We start from the raw sequence: 15,067 nt of genomic DNA on the forward strand, positions 1-15,067 counted from the left end.
TCGGCCGCTTGCATATCAGAACGGAGCGCATCGCGCTGTCCGTCTTTCGATTACTTCTTGGCCGCGAGGATCTGGCGACCGCGATACATGCCGGTCTTCAGGTCAACGTGGTGCGGGCGGCGCAGCTCACCCGAATCCTTGTCTTCGACATAGGAAGGGGCGGCAAGAGCGTCGGCCGAGCGGCGGAAGCCGCGCTTCATCGGCGAGGTCTTTCGTTTTGGCACTGCCATGGTCGGTACTCCGAATTCAATATCATTGCGCCGCCAGAGCGGCCCAGAGACTTAACTCTGTGGGGATTGGCGGTTCCTATAGAGCAAGTGCGGGGGCTTGGCTAGGGGGTTTGTGGAAGCCCGTTCGCCCGGTGCATAAGCCCGCATTGCGGACCGGGCTAGAGCGCCAGACGCCCACCGCTGCCCACGCAGGCCGCACGCTCACCATATTCACCGACACGCTGCACGATGATGCCCGCGATCCGCTCCATGCCTGCCGAGGGACGCCCCGGCTGGCGCAGCAGCGGATTGGGCAGGGCGGTGACCAGCAGGCTGGCCTGGCGCCAGCTCAACCGGTCCGGCGTTATCCCAAAGGCGCGCTCGGCGCCGGCCGCCACGCCAAACTGCCCCTCGGGGCCCCATTCGGCAATATTGAGATAGATTTCCATGATCCGCCGCTTGGGCAGCACCAGATCGATATAGACGGCCAGCGGCACCTCAAGCGCCTTGCGCACCACGCTCTGCCCGTTCCAGAGGAACAGGTTGCGGGCCACCTGCATGGTGATGGTGGAGGCCCCCCGGGCATCTTCACCGGCCAGATAGCGTTCGACCTCGTCGCGCAGCGCCGAGACATCGACGCCCCAGTGCCGACAGAACTGCCCGTCCTCGGAAAGGATCACACCGGCCTTGAGGCGATCCGAAATGCTGTTGATCTCCCGCCACTGCCGGTCCACCGGCCGCCCCGTGAGATAGCGCTCGAGCATGGGCACCGAGACCGGATCGACAAACAGATAGACCGGGGTGAGCACCAGCGGGATGGCCACCACAATGCCGAGCGCAATGCCGATTGCGCGCAGCAGGCGCCATATGCCCTTGGATTTTCGTCTTGCCATGCCTTCCCTTAGCCGAGCCGCCTGCGACATTCCACCCTGGGCCGGCATTGGCATCGAACACGTCTGGCGTCTGCATCTTGCCGCCCGGAATGGGACAGGCTAGCAACAAGCCATGTATGACTTTGACGCCGAAATGGCCGCTTGTGCCAACACCGTAGAACGCGCCCTGGGCAACCGGCTGAGCGCTGCACGCCTGTCTGGCCCGGGTCCTGCTCCTGAGCGGCTGGTGGCCGCCATGCGCCATGGGAGCCTGGAGGGCGGCAAGCGCCTGCGCCCCCTGCTGGTGCGCCAGGCCGCAGCCATTTTCAACGTGCCGGCGGAACAGGCCCTGCAGGCCGGAATCGCCGTTGAAATGGTCCATTGCTATTCGCTGATCCATGACGACCTGCCGGCCATGGATGATGACGATCTGCGGCGTGGTCGCCCCACCGTGCACAAGGCCTATGACGACGCCACCGCCATTCTGGCCGGCGACGCCCTTTTGACCCACGCCTTCGAACTGCTTGCCGAGCCGGACTGCCACCCCGACGCCGCCGTGCGCATTGCCCTGGTGACCGAACTGGTCAAGGGCGCCGGGCCGGGCGGCATGGTCGGCGGGCAGATGCGCGACATCGAGGGCGAACAGGGTGACCTGCAGCCAGCTGAGATTGCCACCATGCAGGCCATGAAGACCGGCGCGCTGATCCGCGCCAGCGTGCGCATGGGTGCCATTCTGGGCGGCGCCGATGCGCGCGCCCTGGCCGTGCTGACCGCCTATGCCGAGGCGGCCGGTCGCGCTTTCCAACTGGCCGACGACATTCTGGACGTGACGGCCAGCGCCGAAAAGCTTGGCAAGGCAGCCGGCAAGGATGCGGCGCTCGGCAAGCAGACGCTGGTGGCCACGCTGGGCCTTGACGGCGCGCGCCAGAACCTGGCCGATACGGTGACGACAGCGCTGTCGGCGCTGCGCACATTCGGCCCCAAGGCAGATGGCCTGCGCGCCACTGCCCGCTACTTTGCCAGCCGGGAGCACTGAGCCATGGCCATAGTGTCGAGCGTTAACGTCGGTCAGCCGCGCCCCATTCCCGGCAAGGCGGCCATGACAGGCATCTACAAGCAGCCGATGGAGGCCGATGTGCAGGTCTCGCGCGAGGGGCTGGAGGGCGATGCCGTGCTGGATCGCCGCCATCACGGCGGCCGCGACCAGGCGGTCTATGTCTATTCCGCCGATGACTACAAATGGTGGTCGGGCGAACTGGGCGAGACGCTTGCCCCCGGAACCTTTGGTGACAACCTCACCATCGCCGGGGTGGAGGGCATTGCCGTGTCCCCCGGCGATCGCTTCGAGATCGGCGATGTGATCCTGGAGGTCACCTCCCACCGCACCCCCTGCAATGTGCTGGCGGCGCGCATGGGCGACAAGGGTTTCGTCAAGCGCTTCCACCAGGCCGGGCGCCCCGGCGCCTATTGCCGGGTGATCGAGGAAGGCACGTTGCGCGCCGGCCAGCCGGTGCTGTTCACCCCCTTTGATGGCGAGCGCGTCAGCGTGCGCGACCTGATGGCGCTGGAGCGGGAGGACAACCCCGAGACCATGCGCCGCGCGCTCAAGGCGCCCGTGCATCACAAGATGCGCAGCGAATATGAAGACAAACTGGCCCGACTGTTCTGAAAGCCCGCCATGAGCCTCCAATCTGTTACAGCCGACCTGGCCACGCGCGCCCCTGACCTCAAGGTCGAAGTCACCGAGCTTTCGACAGCCACGGTGCAATTGGCCGCCCAGGTGCATGGTGTCGAGCCCGGCCAGATCGCCAAGACGCTCTGCATCCGCGTCCGCGACGAAGTGGTTTTGCTGGTGACGCGCGGCGATGCCCGGCTGGACAACCAGAAGGCCAAGGCCGCGTTCGGGGGGCGCCCACGCATGCTGGGCGCCGAGGAGGTCGAGCAATTGACCAGCCATCCGGTCGGCGGCGTATGCCCCTTTGGCCTGCCCGGACCGCTGCCGATCTATCTCGACAGCTCGCTAAAGGTCTATGACGTCGTCATTCCTGCCGGCGGGCACACCCATGCATCAGTCCGCCTCGACCTCGCCCGGCTGGCCGATCTCTGTGGCAATGCCTGGGTCGATGCCTGCGTGCCACCCGGCTGATCGTATTTACCCCTTTGAAATTGCAAGGCTCTATAGTGGAGCCAGGGTGTGCCATCAGCCACCTTGGGGGACAATACCAGCTTGTTAGCATCCAACCCGAACAGTCCGGCGCCAGCGCGAGCCACCAGCGAAGACGCCTATGAGCGCCAATTCGCCAAGGGCTTTGCGACCTTGCGCTTCGAGCCCGAGCTGGAAGCGCAGTATCGACTGGCGCTCGCCGAAGAACAGCGCCCGGCCGCCATGGTCTGCGCCGCCGCCACGCTCCTGGTCTGGGCACTGTTTGCCGGCTATGATTTTGTCCGCCTCGACGTGCTGCGCAATGGCATCCATAGCTGGGACCTGTGGTTCCTGCTGATCGGCCGCTCCGGCACGCTTGCCATCGCGATGATCCTGATTGTGACTCCGCTTCGGCGCTGGCTGCCTTTGAGCAGGCTGGCGGTCATCGTCTATTGCATGGTCGCCATCGTCGCCTCGACCAATGCCATCATCTACAAGTCGCACGGCATTGCTTCGGCAGACGCTGCGCTGGTCGTCGTCGTCATGGGTGCCTTTTTACCTTTGGGCATGGTGGTTTCCCATGCGCTGATTGTGTCACTCACCCCGGTGGTTGCTGCGGCCATTGCCGGCATCCTGCTGCTCAACGACATCACCGGTCGCGGCCATTTCGGGCTCGTCTTCGTGCTGGCCATGGCTGTGCCGGTCGGCGGCATTGGCGGCTATATGCGCGAACTGGCGCATCGCCGGCAGTTCCTGCTCACCGGCATGCTGGCGCGACAGGCCCAGTTCGACCCGTTGACCGACCTGGCCAACCGCCGCCTGTTCCAGCGCCACGCCACGGCGGCCCTGGCGCACGCGGCCCGCACCGACGAACCGGTGCTGCTGGCCATGATCGACATCGACCACTTCAAGATGTTCAACGACAAGCACGGCCACGCCGCGGGCGACGAGGCCCTGTGCGCAGTGGCCGATGCCATGCGCAACCTGGCCCGCCGGCCCATGGACATGGCGACCCGCCTGGGTGGCGAGGAATTCGCCCTGCTGCTTTATGGCACCAACATGGAACGGGCCCGGCCCGTGCTCGAGGCGCTGCGCCAACGGGTGCTCGAAACCACCAGACCCAGGCCGCAGGACAAGGGCGTGACCATCAGCATCGGGGTGACCGAACCCCTGCCGGGGGAAGACCTGATGGCCGTCTATCGTCGCGCCGACGAACTGCTCTATGCCAGCAAGACCAATGGCCGCGATCGCATCACCGAGGGCTGAGCGACACTATTGTGCGGCCTGGCGGGCGCCGCCAAATTTCTTCTCGATATAGTCGGCCACCATCACCTTGAACTGATCGGCCACATCGGCACCGCGCAGCGTGGCGACCTTCTGCCCATCCACGAACACCGGCGCGGCGGGCGTTTCGCCCGTTCCCGGCAGCGAAATGCCGATATTGGCATGCTTGGATTCGCCCGGACCGTTGACGATGCAACCCATCACGGCCACCGACAGCGTCTCGACACCGGGATAGCGCTCCTTCCACTCGGGCATCGAGCTCGACAGATGCGCCTCGATGTCCTTGGCCAGCGTCTGGAATGTCGTTGATGTGGTCCGCCCGCAGCCCGGGCAGGCCGCCACCACCGGCACGAACTGGCGGAAGCCCATGGTCTGCAGCAGCTCCTGCGCCACCTTGACCTCGGTGGTGCGGTCGCCGCCCGGCTCGGGCGTCAGCGAGATGCGGATGGTGTCGCCAATGCCCTGCTGCAGCAGGATGCCCAGCGCCGCCGACGACGCCACCACGCCCTTGGTGCCCATGCCGGCCTCGGTGAGCCCCAGGTGCAGCGCATAATCGCAGCGCGCCGCCAGATCCTGATAGACCGCGATCAGGTGCTGCACATCGCTGACCTTGGTGGACAAGATGATCTTGTCGCGCCCCAGCCCGATCTCCTCGGCGCGCTGGGCGCTGAGCAGCGCCGACTGGATGATCGCCTCGCGCTGCACGGCTGCCGCGCCGAGCGGCGAGCCGGCGGCGGCATTCTCGTCCATCAATTTGGTCAGCAGCTCTTCATCGAGCGAGCCCCAGTTGACCCCGATGCGCACCGGCTTGTCATATTTCAGCGCCAGCTCGATCAGCGTCGAGAACTGCGTGTCGCGCTTGGCCTTGAAGCCCACATTGCCCGGATTGATGCGATATTTGGCCAGCGCCTCGGCACAGGCCGGATGATCGGTGAGCAGCTTGTGGCCGATATAGTGGAAATCGCCCACCAGCGGTACGTCATAGCCCAGCACCGCCAGCCGGTCGCGAATGACCGGCACAGCCGCCGCGCTTTCATCCCGATCCACGGTGATGCGGACAATCTCCGAGCCGGCCCGGGCCAGCTGCATCACCTGGCGCACCGTCGCATCGATGTCGGCAGTGTCGGTATTGGTCATGGACTGCACGACAATGGGCGCGCCGCCGCCCACCATGACGCCGCCAACATTGACCCCAACCGATTGCCTGCGCGTCTGCGGACCAGCCATGAAACACCTCGAATACCTGACCGGAGAGATAGGCCTGCAGCCCTATCAGCGCAATGCTTCTCGATTATGTCGGTCTGGCATCGCCCGCGCACTCGTGTAGCATCCACCCGATCGAGGAGGATTGTGATGAGTTTTGCCGCCTATATGGCCAATATCGAAAAACAGACCGGCGTGACGCCCGACGAATTCGTGCGCCTGGCCATCGAAAGAGGCCTGACGGCGCCGGGCGCCAAAGCCACCCCGATCACTGACTGGCTCAAGGCCGAATACGGCCTGGGCCACGGCCATGCCATGGCCATCGTCAAACTGCTGCGCGACCGGGGCGTCCTGGCATGAGACGCATCCTGACCATCCTGACCCTGTCGCTGGCGCCCGCCTCTGCTTACGCAGAAGCCCTGGGCGGCAATATCTATATTCACGATCCATCCATCGCCGTGCTCGACACCGGCATGGTCTCGTTTGCGACCGGCGTCGAGCGCGCGCCGGATGGCGGCATGCCGCGCACCAAGACCTCGCCCGATGGCATCACCTGGCAGGAAGCCGGCGCCCTGCCCGGCGGCATGCCGAAATGGGTGACGACCGAGCTGGGCTTTACCCCGCGCAATGTGTGGGCCCCGTCCGTCTTCGCCAAGGACGGCACGCACTATCTCTATTATTCGGTCTCGAGCTTTGGCCACAACGACAGCGCCATCGGCCTGATGACCAATGCCGCGCTCGATCCGGCCGACCCGACCCAGGGTTGGGTCGACCAGGGCATGGTCATTCGCTCGCACGAGGGCGAGGATTTCAACGCCATCGACCCGTTCCGCATTGATGTCGGCGACAAGGCCTATCTGAGCTTTGGCTCGTTCTGGGATGGCATCCGCCAGGTGGAGCTTGACCCGGCAACCGGCATGCTGCTGGACGGCGCCCAACCCATGCCCATAGCCTCGCGCGGCGGCGGCGCCATCGAGGCTCCGGCCATCCTCGAACACGACGGCCAATTCTATCTCTTCGTGTCCTTCGACAGCTGCTGCCGCGGGCGCCTATCCACCTATCGGATCATGGTGGGCCGGGCAGACACGGTCACCGGCCCCTATGTGGATGCCACGGGCAAGCCCATGCTGGATGGCGGCGGCACTGAACTGCTGGCGACCAAGGGCCGCATGATAGGCCCCGGTGGCCAGGAGGTCTTCGAGCGCGACGGCGCGCCCTGGCTGGCGTTTCATTTTTATGATGACGATGACGGTGGCCGCCCCAAGCTGGAGCTGGCGCCCATCGGCTGGACGGATGACGGCTGGCCGACACTGCCGGCGCTCGATTGATGGCGCGGAGCTCTTGAACCGGCGCGCGCCGGACCCATTTATGGATCATGATCAACTCGCTCATTCCCCGCGTCATTCTGTTCCGCAAGGAAGTCGTTCAGCTCTGGCACGCGTTTTTCGCGCCGCAGACGCCGCTTTACCTCAAGATCGCGACCGTGCTGACCGCGCTCTACCTGGTGAGTCCGTTCGACATCATCCCCGATGTGATTCCCTTCATCGGCTGGGTTGACGATATCGTGCTGGTGCCGCTGATGGTCAGCTGGATTGTATCCCGCCTGCCCGTGCCGGTGCGCGCCGACCACCGCGAGCGCAACGATCGCGGCCCCAATCGAGGCGGCCCCACCATTGATGGCCGTGCCCGCCGGCTCTAGCCGGAAGCGACCCCGACAATGACCAAGGCCCGGATCGCTCCGGGCCTTTTACTTCGATGCCAGAGCGGCGCGGCAAGCTAGCTTGTTGTGCCTGCTCGCAAGGCGCGCCTAACATATCCGGCAGGTCCGCTAATGCTGGTATCAGATGACGCGTACATGCGTCGCTTGCGCCTCTTGATGAGCTCTGCCATCTGCTGATTTTTGATGGCAAACTTCAGCGATCCATAGTGGCTGCTTCGAAACATCGGAGGCTTGTCCGCGATGTGCTCGGGAACCTCCATGCTCCAATTCAGCGTCTCGTATGCGCGAATAAGGTCGGCAAGAATTTCAAAGCGAACAGCCTCATCCGAGCCCTTTTGGGGTTCGTTGAGAAAATACGGCTCAACCTCGGCGAGAGCCCAGGTCAGGTCCTCCTCCGTTCGGATGGGCCTAATGTTCATCTATGGTACCTGCATCAATCCTGTCGTACTCGGCATGTGTGCCGACGAACTTCACATATATAAGGCCAAAAGTGTAAGCGTTGTAGGTTATCAGTCGGTATTTGTTGCCGCCAATGTCAAACACGCAGCGATTGTCAGCGAGGAAGTCTACATTCCCGCCAAGCTCGTTCTTGATATCCTGCGGTGTGAGCCAATGCGCCTTCGAGGCCAGTGCGTACCACTCGCGCAACGGACGCTCGGCTTGGGGATGCTTCTCCCAAAATGCCTTCAGCGTCCGTAGCGCGAGAATGTGCATAGCTTATTCGAAGCGGATCAGCAGATCCTTGGCGTCGATCTGATCGCCCGGCTTGACCAGCACTTCGGCGATCACCCCGTCGACTTCGGCATGGATGGCGGTTTCCATCTTCATCGCCTCGATCGAGCAGATCACATCGCCCGCCGTAACCTTCTGGCCCGGCTTGGCATTGAGGCCCGAAATCACGCCCGGCATCGGCGCGCCGACCTGCTTGGCATCGCCCAGCGCCGCCTTGGCGCGCACCTGGACTTCGCCGACCTTGAGGCGATCGGGCACGAGGATCGTGCGCGGCTGGCCATTGAGATCGAAGAACACACGCACTTCGCCCTTTTCATTGGTCGGCGCGCGGCCCTGGTAGGTCACGACCAGCGTCTTGCCCTTTTCGATATCGACCAGAAGCTCGTCGCCTTCGTTCAGGCCGTAGAAATAGACCGGCGTGGGCAGCACTTCGGTCGGGCCGTAGCGATCCTGGGTCTTTTCAAAATCGGCATAGACCTTGGGATACATGAGATAGGACGCCAGCCGGAAATCATCGATCGGATGGCCAGCCTCTTCGGCGATCTTGGCACGCTCGGCCTCAAGATCGACATCCTTGAGATAGGAGCCAGGCCGCTCGGTGAGCGGCGCCTTGCCCTTGAGCACCTTCTTTTGCAGCGCCTCGGGGAAGCCGCCCGGCGGCTGGCCCAGATCGCCGGCAAAGAAGCCCACCACCGAATCGGGGAAGGCGATGTCGCGGTTGGGATCTTCCACATCGGCACGCTTGAGGCCCGCCGAGACCATGGCCAGCGCCATGTCACCCACCACCTTGGACGATGGCGTCACCTTGACGATATCGCCGAACATCTGGTTGACGTCGGCATAGGTCTGGGCGACCTCATGCCAGCGGGTTTCCAGACCCAGTGAGCGCGCCTGTTCCTTGAGATTGGTGAACTGGCCGCCCGGCATTTCGTGCAGATAGACTTCCGACGCGCCGCCCTTGAGATCGCTCTCGAAGGCCCGGTACTGCGTGCGCACCGCTTCCCAATAGAACGAGATCTGGCGGATCGCCTTGGCATCAAGGCCCGGATTGCGCTCGCCATCGGCCAGCGCCGCAACCAGCGAGCCGAGCGTCGGCTGGCTGGTGGTGCCGCTCAGGGCATCCATGGCCGCATCGACCGCATCGACGCCAGCATCGACCGCTGCCAGCACCGTGGCCGCCGCAGCGCCCGAGGTGTCGTGGGTATGCAGGTGGATTGGCAGGCCGATCTCCTGCTTGAGCGTGGCGATGAGCTTCTTGGCTGCAGCCGGCTTGAGCAGGCCCGCCATATCCTTGAGCCCGAGCACATGGACGCCCGCCGCTTCCAGCTCCTTGGCGAGGTCGACATAGTATTTCAGGTCATACTTGGCCCGGTCGGGGTCCAGCATGTCGCCGGTGTAGCAGATCACGCCCTCGGCCACCTTGCCCGCCTCGACGACAGCGTCGAGCGACACGCGCATGTTCTCGACCCAGTTCAGGCAGTCGAACACGCGGAAGATATCGACACCGCCCTTGGCCGCCTGGGCGACGAAGAACTTGACCACATTGTCTGGATAATTGGTGTAGCCCACGCCATTGCTGCCACGCAGCAACATCTGGGTCAGGATATTGGGCGCGCCTTCACGCACCTTGGCCAGGCGCTCCCAGGGGTCTTCGTTGAGGAAGCGCATGGAAACGTCAAAGGTCGCGCCGCCCCAGCATTCGAGGCTGAACAGGTCCGGCAGGCCGCGGCTATAGGCCTGGGCAATGCGCGTGATGTCAAAGCTGCGCATGCGGGTGGCGAGCAGGCTCTGGTGCGCATCGCGCATGGTGGTGTCGGTGAACAGCACCCGCTTCTGGTTCTTCATCCAATTGGCCAGCGCCACCGGACCGTCACGATCCAGGATCTGGCGGCTGCCCTCGACAACCGCCAGCGGCGGGAACTCGGGAACCATCGGCGCAGCGGCATCGGCCGGCGGACGCGGCCGGTCGCGCACTTCGGGATGGCCGTTGACGGTGACGTCGGCGATATAGCTCAACAGCTTTGTCGCGCGGTCCTTGCGCGGCTTGAAGTTGAACAGCTCCGGCGTCGTATCGATGAAGCGCGTGGTGTAGCGGTTCTCGACGAAATCGGGATGGGTGATGATGTTTTCGAGGAACGCCAGATTGGTCGACACGCCACGAATGCGGAACTCGCGCAGGGCGCGATGCATGCGGGCGATGGCCTCTTCGGCGCTCGGCGCCCAGCAGGTGACCTTTTCTAGCAGCGGATCATAGAACCGGGTAATGACAGCACCGGCATAGGCCGTGCCGCCATCGAGGCGCACGCCGAAGCCGGTGGCACCGCGATAGGCGGTGATGCGGCCATAGTCGGGAATGAAATTGGCTTCCGGATCCTCGGTCGTGACGCGGCACTGGATGGCATTGCCGTTGAGGTGGATATCCTCCTGCAGCGGCACGCCGGATTCGGGCGTACCGATGACGGCGCCATCGAGCAGGTGAATCTGCGCCTTGACGATGTCGATGCCGGTCACTTCTTCGGTGACGGTATGCTCGACCTGGATGCGCGGGTTCACTTCGATGAAGTAGAATTTGTCGGTGTCGGCATCCATGAGGAATTCGACCGTGCCGGCGCCGCGATAATTGGCGGCCTTGCCCAGGCGCACGGCGGCGTCGGTCAATTCCTTGCGCACCGCATCGCTGAGATAGGGTGCGGGCGCGCGCTCGACCACCTTCTGGTTGCGCCGCTGCACCGAGCAGTCGCGCTCGAACAGATGCACCAGATTGCCATGGTCGTCGCCGATCAGCTGCACTTCGACGTGCCGGGCGCGCTCGACCAGCTTTTCGAGATACATCTCGTCCTTGCCGAAGGCGGCCTTGGCCTCGCGCTTGCCTTCGCTGACTTCGCTCAAGAGGCTCTTTTCGTCCATGATGCGGCGCATGCCGCGGCCACCACCGCCCCAGCTGGCCTTGAGCATCAGCGGATACCCGATCTCGGCGGCTAGGCGCTTGATGGCTTCGGGATCATCGGGCAGGGCCTCGGTTGCCGGCACCACCGGCACATCGGAGGCGATCGCCATGTTGCGCGCGGCAACCTTGTTGCCCAGGTCGCGCATGGTCTGCGCCCGCGGCCCGATGAACACGATGCCGGCCGCCTCGCAGGCATCCACGAATTCGGGGCTTTCCGACAGCAGGCCATAGCCAGGGTGGATGGCGTCCGCGCCCGAGAGCCGCGCAATGCGGATATATTCGTCGATCTGCAGATACGCCTCGACCGGGCCCTTGCCCTTGCCGATCAGATAGGCCTCATCGGCCTTGAACCGGTGCAGGGCCAGCTTGTCTTCTTCGGCATAGGCCGCAACGGTCTTCAGGCCCAGCTCATTGGCGGCGCGGAAGACGCGAATGGCAATTTCGCTGCGGTTGGCGACGAGGATTTTCTTGATGGGCATAAGTGTCCGTCCGAGCAAGAGGGGTTGAGGACCTTGGGGTCCGGCTCAGCAATCTGCGAACGGCGCGGCCGGGTGCCCGGCTGCACCGCGGAGAAGTATCGTCTATGTCCGGCTCAGATGACCGGCCAGGTGGCTCATGTCATAGCCAGCGTCTGCCGCCTGCGCGATGATCGCATTGGCGTCCATCGATCCCGCCTGGCTGAGGGCCCACAAGGTGGTGGACCGCGTCCCGCTGCGGCAGAAGCAGAAGACCGGACCGGCGCTCCCCTCGAGCACCTGTCTGGTCTGTTCGACCATGGCGGGAGACACCCCGTCACGACCCAGGGGGATGGCGTGATATGCCAGGCCATTGGCCTTGGCCGCAGCCTCAATGTCGGCGCCAGCCGGCTGGTCGGGGGATTCCCCGTCCGGACGATTGTTGATGATGGCGACGAATCCGGCGGCTTTGAGCGCAGCGACGTCTTCTGGCCAAACCTGGCCCGAAACACTGACGTGGTCGTTGATCCGCTTCAAATCCAAGTCACTACTCCCGATGCCACCAATCGGCTTCCCCGCTCCCCTTATATCCGTGCGCCGCATCGCGACGCAACCGGGTGCGAGCACAAGCTGTCATCACGCTGTCATCGCTGACAGGATGGCGGGAAGATCAGGCGGCGTTGGCCACGCCCGGCGTCGGCAGGGGCTGCGGGCGCCCCAGGAGATAGCCCTGAAAGGCCGTGCAGCCGGCCTGCTGCAGCAGGCGCAGCTGTTCCTCGGTCTCGACGCCCTCGGCGATCACATCCACCGGCAGCGCCCGGGCAATATCGCAGATGGCCGAGACGATGATCGCATTGATCCGGTTCTCGGCCAGATTGCTGACATAGCTGCGGTCGATCTTGATGATGTCGCAGGAGAAGTTGCGCAGATATTGCAGGCTCGCATGGCCGGCCCCGAAATCGTCGATGGCAATGCGCACGCCCAGCGCCCGCAGCGCATCGACCTGCGCCAGCTCGATGCCGCGCGCCTGCAGCGGCACCGTCTCGGTGATCTCGACAATGATGCGGGCCGGATCGGTACCCATTTCCTCCAGCACCGCGGCAAAGCGCGGCGCGAAGTCGGCGTGGCGCAATTGGGCCGGCGAGACGTTGACGGCCACCGGCGTGCCCAGGCGCATCAGATCGCGGCAGGCCCGGCGCAGCACCCACTCGCCCAGCTTGTCGATGAGGTCGCTCTCTTCGGCAATGGCGATGAATTCGGACGGTGGGATCAGCCCGCGCACCCCGTGGCGCCAGCGCACCAGCGCCTCATGCGAGCGCACACGCATGTCGCGCCCATAGACGGGCTGATAATGCAGCTCCAGCTCGTCCATCAGCAGGGCCGCGCGCAGCTCGCGCTCGACAAAGCGGCGATGCCGCTCGTCGCCGAGCATGTCGCGGTCAAAGGCCACCACCATGCGGCGGCCATTGCGCTTGCCCTTGTAGAGCGCCAGATCGGCCTTGGAGATCAGCTCGTCCGCCTCGCTGGCATCCTGTGGCGCCATGGCGATGCCGATGGTGGCCGACAGGCGCACCGGGCGACCGCCAATGCCCACCGGGCGATCGAGCCGGCGCAAGAGCTCCTCGCCCAGCCGCTTGAGGGCGGGCTTGTTGTCGTGCCCGAAGATGGCAATGCCGAATTCGTCGCCGCCCAGCCGGCCGACGATGGCCTGCGGCATGAGTTCGCGAATGGTCGCGGTCAGATGCACCAGCGCCGCATCACCGGCGCCATGGCCGGCGGTATCGTTGAGCACCTTGAGATTGTCCATGTCGAGCTGCAGGTAGCCCACAGGGCGATAGGCGCCGTGATAGACCTCGTCGCGGAGCGCATCGAGGAAGAACGAGCGCGTGGAGACCCCGGTCAGCGCGTCGCGGTGCACCGAGGCCAGTCGCGCCTGTTCCGCCGTCTGCGCCAGTCGCACGCGGGACCGCAGCACGAAATAGCCCACGACCTGGGTGACCATCAGCAGCGTCACCAGTGCCGCCACCGTAAGCTGGATGGTCAGTTGGGTATTGATGCCATGTGTCTCGCCATAGGCGATCCAGGCGATCAACCCGATCAGTGCGGCCGAGCCGACCACCACCGTGACGGTCAGATAACCGTCCAGAACGCGGGAAAGCGCTATACCATGGCGCATGCAGGCCTATCCTTCAGATCCGATACGCAGGATCGCAGATACTATGTCGCAGCGACTGTAAAAAATGCGTGAATGCAAAATGAATACTGTTTATTGACAGGACTTTAGGCAAGTATTCTTGAGCGCGGAACGCACTTTAGTGAGCCTATGTGACAATTCGCCGACAGCGGAAGACTGACCACAATTGTGGTAAACCGGGCCTTAAGGCGAGCCGGCCCCCACCCAGTTGCGCCAGATGTCCTCACGCTCGGCGACAAAGCGGTCGGCGACACTTTCAACGCTGGCGCCGGGCTCGTTGAGCTGCGCCAGAAGGCCACTCATGGCCTCGACCGGCAGGCTGCTGCGCCGGAAATAGCCGGCCACCACCGGCACGTCGGTTGCCAGCCATTCGCTGATCGCCACCACCACCGTTTCGGGCGCAAAGGCGCTGGGCTTGGGATCGGCACACCCCGCGCGCGCCAGGCATTTGGCGGCTTCGGCATCATAGGCGCCCATGTCGAGCGCGGTGAAATCAAGCTGCGCCAGGATGGCATTGGGCTGCCAGTAATAGAACACCACCGGCTCGCGGCTGCTGACGGCCTGGGCAATCAGCGTATCCATCTCCAGCCTGTTGGCCGGTTCGACCACGTCCACCAGTCCGCTCAGCCCATAGGCGCGCACCAGATTGCGGTTGATCAGGGCGCAGGCCCAGTCGGGTGGACAGGAAATCAGCCGCACGCGGCCACCGCCGGCAATGGCCGGCAGCGCAGCGGCCAGCCCGCTGGCCGCCGTCAGCTGCGGTTGCGCCTGGGCAACATAGTCAGGGATGAACCAGCCTTCGAGCTGGGCCTGGCCATAGCTGGGCGCAGCCGCCCGTAGCATCTGCGCATTGACCCCGGCATTCCATAGCTCGGCAATGCGGTTGGGCCACATCTCGGGCGCGACGGCCGGCTCGCCCGTCGTGCTCATGGTCGAGCCGATGGCGGCAAGGTCGGCCTGCATCACCCAGACCGTGCAACCAAAGGCCTTGGCCAGAATACGCGCGTGGATTTCGGCGAGCAGCTGGGCCGACGGCCAGCCGACCCGCGCAATGCTGACGGTGCGGCTGCCGCAGAGCGGCGCTGGTTGAGCCGCGTCCTCCGTGCCGATGGCGGCGCCACCATCCTGGGCATGGTCGAGCACGGTAAACTGCGCCAGGGTCGGCGAAGCCAGCAGCCCGGCAAACGCCAGCATCAACGCGCCAATCAGACGTTTCATCGCGACCCGGCCATTGCCAAACACACGGGCCAGCTTGCAGAAAACAAGCCTGTTAAGCAACAGCATGCTTGGCGCAGCCACCGGTTCAAT

Annotated in this window: 16 protein-coding genes; 7 read left to right on the forward strand and 9 right to left on the reverse strand. The window is 64.4% G+C overall.

Annotated elements, in window-relative coordinates:
• Positions 1–50: 50 nt before the first annotated feature.
• A complete protein-coding gene (rpmF, locus tag K1177_RS13435; protein WP_224703880.1) occupies positions 51–230 on the reverse strand; it encodes a 50S ribosomal protein L32 in 180 nt (59 codons plus the stop codon).
• A 158-nt stretch (positions 231–388) separates the two neighbouring features.
• Positions 389–1,102 (reverse strand): transglycosylase domain-containing protein, encoded by a 714-nt coding sequence (locus K1177_RS13440; RefSeq protein ID WP_224703881.1) that lies wholly within the window; start codon positions 1,100–1,102, stop codon positions 389–391.
• 112 nt (positions 1,103–1,214) lie between these two features.
• Here K1177_RS13440 and K1177_RS13445 point away from each other — a divergent pair, with 112 nt between their 5' ends.
• The 4 genes from K1177_RS13445 to K1177_RS13460 all read left to right on the forward strand — a co-directional run bounded on the left by K1177_RS13445 (position 1,215) and on the right by K1177_RS13460 (position 4,490).
• The gene (locus tag K1177_RS13445) at positions 1,215–2,117 is read left to right on the forward strand and encodes a polyprenyl synthetase family protein (protein ID WP_224703882.1); all 903 of its coding nucleotides are present in this window, start codon (positions 1,215–1,217) and stop codon (positions 2,115–2,117) included.
• Positions 2,118–2,120: 3 nt separating this feature from the next.
• A complete protein-coding gene (locus K1177_RS13450) occupies positions 2,121–2,750 on the forward strand; it encodes an MOSC domain-containing protein (RefSeq protein ID WP_224703883.1) in 630 nt (209 codons plus the stop codon).
• Between the two features lie 9 nt (positions 2,751–2,759).
• Positions 2,760–3,227 carry a YbaK/EbsC family protein gene (locus K1177_RS13455; RefSeq protein WP_224703884.1) on the forward strand — a complete coding sequence of 156 codons (468 nt, stop codon included), beginning with the start codon at positions 2,760–2,762 and terminating at the stop codon, positions 3,225–3,227.
• Between the two features lie 81 nt (positions 3,228–3,308).
• Positions 3,309–4,490, forward strand: coding sequence for a GGDEF domain-containing protein (locus tag K1177_RS13460; RefSeq protein ID WP_224703885.1), 1,182 nt, complete (start codon positions 3,309–3,311; stop codon positions 4,488–4,490).
• 6 nt (positions 4,491–4,496) lie between these two features.
• On the opposite strand, the gene ispG is transcribed toward K1177_RS13460, so the two are convergent.
• Complete coding sequence (gene ispG / locus K1177_RS13465) at positions 4,497–5,735, reverse strand: flavodoxin-dependent (E)-4-hydroxy-3-methylbut-2-enyl-diphosphate synthase (RefSeq protein WP_224703886.1); 1,239 nt, start codon at positions 5,733–5,735, stop codon at positions 4,497–4,499.
• A gap of 126 nt (positions 5,736–5,861) precedes the next feature.
• Between ispG and K1177_RS13470 the strand changes: the two genes are divergently transcribed.
• The 3 genes from K1177_RS13470 to K1177_RS13480 are packed head-to-tail and all read left to right on the forward strand — an operon-like array spanning position 5,862 to position 7,410.
• On the forward strand, positions 5,862–6,071 hold the full coding sequence (locus K1177_RS13470; RefSeq protein WP_224703887.1) for a DUF4287 domain-containing protein: 210 nt from the start codon (positions 5,862–5,864) through the stop codon (positions 6,069–6,071).
• Positions 6,068–7,039, forward strand: coding sequence for an arabinan endo-1,5-alpha-L-arabinosidase (locus K1177_RS13475; RefSeq protein WP_224703888.1), 972 nt, complete (start codon positions 6,068–6,070; stop codon positions 7,037–7,039). Before K1177_RS13470 ends, K1177_RS13475 begins: the two co-directional genes overlap by 4 nt.
• A gap of 47 nt (positions 7,040–7,086) precedes the next feature.
• Positions 7,087–7,410 (forward strand): YkvA family protein, encoded by a 324-nt coding sequence (locus tag K1177_RS13480; protein WP_224703889.1) that lies wholly within the window; start codon positions 7,087–7,089, stop codon positions 7,408–7,410.
• Positions 7,411–7,487: 77 nt separating this feature from the next.
• On the opposite strand, the gene K1177_RS13485 is transcribed toward K1177_RS13480, so the two are convergent.
• The 6 genes from K1177_RS13485 to K1177_RS13510 all read right to left on the reverse strand — a co-directional run bounded on the left by K1177_RS13485 (position 7,488) and on the right by K1177_RS13510 (position 14,977).
• Complete coding sequence (locus K1177_RS13485; RefSeq protein WP_224703890.1) at positions 7,488–7,850, reverse strand: hypothetical protein; 363 nt, start codon at positions 7,848–7,850, stop codon at positions 7,488–7,490.
• Positions 7,840–8,145, reverse strand: coding sequence for a type II toxin-antitoxin system HigB family toxin (locus K1177_RS13490; RefSeq protein ID WP_224703891.1), 306 nt, complete (start codon positions 8,143–8,145; stop codon positions 7,840–7,842). The genes K1177_RS13485 and K1177_RS13490 overlap by 11 nt, the downstream gene beginning before the upstream one ends.
• Positions 8,146–8,148: 3 nt before the next feature.
• A complete protein-coding gene (pyc, locus tag K1177_RS13495; RefSeq protein WP_224703892.1) occupies positions 8,149–11,589 on the reverse strand; it encodes a pyruvate carboxylase in 3,441 nt (1,146 codons plus the stop codon).
• A gap of 102 nt (positions 11,590–11,691) precedes the next feature.
• The gene (locus K1177_RS13500; protein ID WP_224703893.1) at positions 11,692–12,108 is read right to left on the reverse strand and encodes a TIGR01244 family sulfur transferase; all 417 of its coding nucleotides are present in this window, start codon (positions 12,106–12,108) and stop codon (positions 11,692–11,694) included.
• Between the two features lie 127 nt (positions 12,109–12,235).
• On the reverse strand, positions 12,236–13,741 hold the full coding sequence (locus K1177_RS13505) for a putative bifunctional diguanylate cyclase/phosphodiesterase (RefSeq protein WP_224703894.1): 1,506 nt from the start codon (positions 13,739–13,741) through the stop codon (positions 12,236–12,238).
• Between the two features lie 201 nt (positions 13,742–13,942).
• Positions 13,943–14,977: a glycine betaine ABC transporter substrate-binding protein gene (locus K1177_RS13510; RefSeq protein WP_224703895.1), complete on the reverse strand. Its 1,035-nt coding sequence runs from the start codon at positions 14,975–14,977 to the stop codon at positions 13,943–13,945.
• Between the last annotated feature and the right edge of the window lie 90 nt (positions 14,978–15,067).

Origin of the sequence: Devosia aquimaris (assembly GCF_020169335.1) — a bacterium.
Classification (GTDB): Bacteria; Pseudomonadota; Alphaproteobacteria; order Rhizobiales; family Devosiaceae; genus Devosia; species Devosia aquimaris.

Coding starts and splice junctions, on each gene's coding strand:
- K1177_RS13510 (WP_224703895.1), bottom strand. CDS start 14,977: ATGAAACGTCTGATTGGCGCGTTGATGCTGGCGTTTGCCGGGCTGCTG.
- K1177_RS13450 (WP_224703883.1), top strand. CDS start 2,121: ATGGCCATAGTGTCGAGCGTTAACGTCGGTCAGCCGCGCCCCATTCCC.
- ispG (WP_224703886.1), bottom strand. CDS start 5,735: ATGGCTGGTCCGCAGACGCGCAGGCAATCGGTTGGGGTCAATGTTGGC.
- K1177_RS13440 (WP_224703881.1), bottom strand. CDS start 1,102: ATGGCAAGACGAAAATCCAAGGGCATATGGCGCCTGCTGCGCGCAATC.
- K1177_RS13485 (WP_224703890.1), bottom strand. CDS start 7,850: ATGAACATTAGGCCCATCCGAACGGAGGAGGACCTGACCTGGGCTCTC.
- pyc (WP_224703892.1), bottom strand. CDS start 11,589: ATGCCCATCAAGAAAATCCTCGTCGCCAACCGCAGCGAAATTGCCATT.
- K1177_RS13470 (WP_224703887.1), top strand. CDS start 5,862: ATGAGTTTTGCCGCCTATATGGCCAATATCGAAAAACAGACCGGCGTG.
- K1177_RS13490 (WP_224703891.1), bottom strand. CDS start 8,145: ATGCACATTCTCGCGCTACGGACGCTGAAGGCATTTTGGGAGAAGCAT.
- rpmF (WP_224703880.1), bottom strand. CDS start 230: ATGGCAGTGCCAAAACGAAAGACCTCGCCGATGAAGCGCGGCTTCCGC.
- K1177_RS13455 (WP_224703884.1), top strand. CDS start 2,760: ATGAGCCTCCAATCTGTTACAGCCGACCTGGCCACGCGCGCCCCTGAC.
- K1177_RS13480 (WP_224703889.1), top strand. CDS start 7,087: ATGATCAACTCGCTCATTCCCCGCGTCATTCTGTTCCGCAAGGAAGTC.
- K1177_RS13445 (WP_224703882.1), top strand. CDS start 1,215: ATGTATGACTTTGACGCCGAAATGGCCGCTTGTGCCAACACCGTAGAA.
- K1177_RS13475 (WP_224703888.1), top strand. CDS start 6,068: ATGAGACGCATCCTGACCATCCTGACCCTGTCGCTGGCGCCCGCCTCT.
- K1177_RS13505 (WP_224703894.1), bottom strand. CDS start 13,741: ATGCGCCATGGTATAGCGCTTTCCCGCGTTCTGGACGGTTATCTGACC.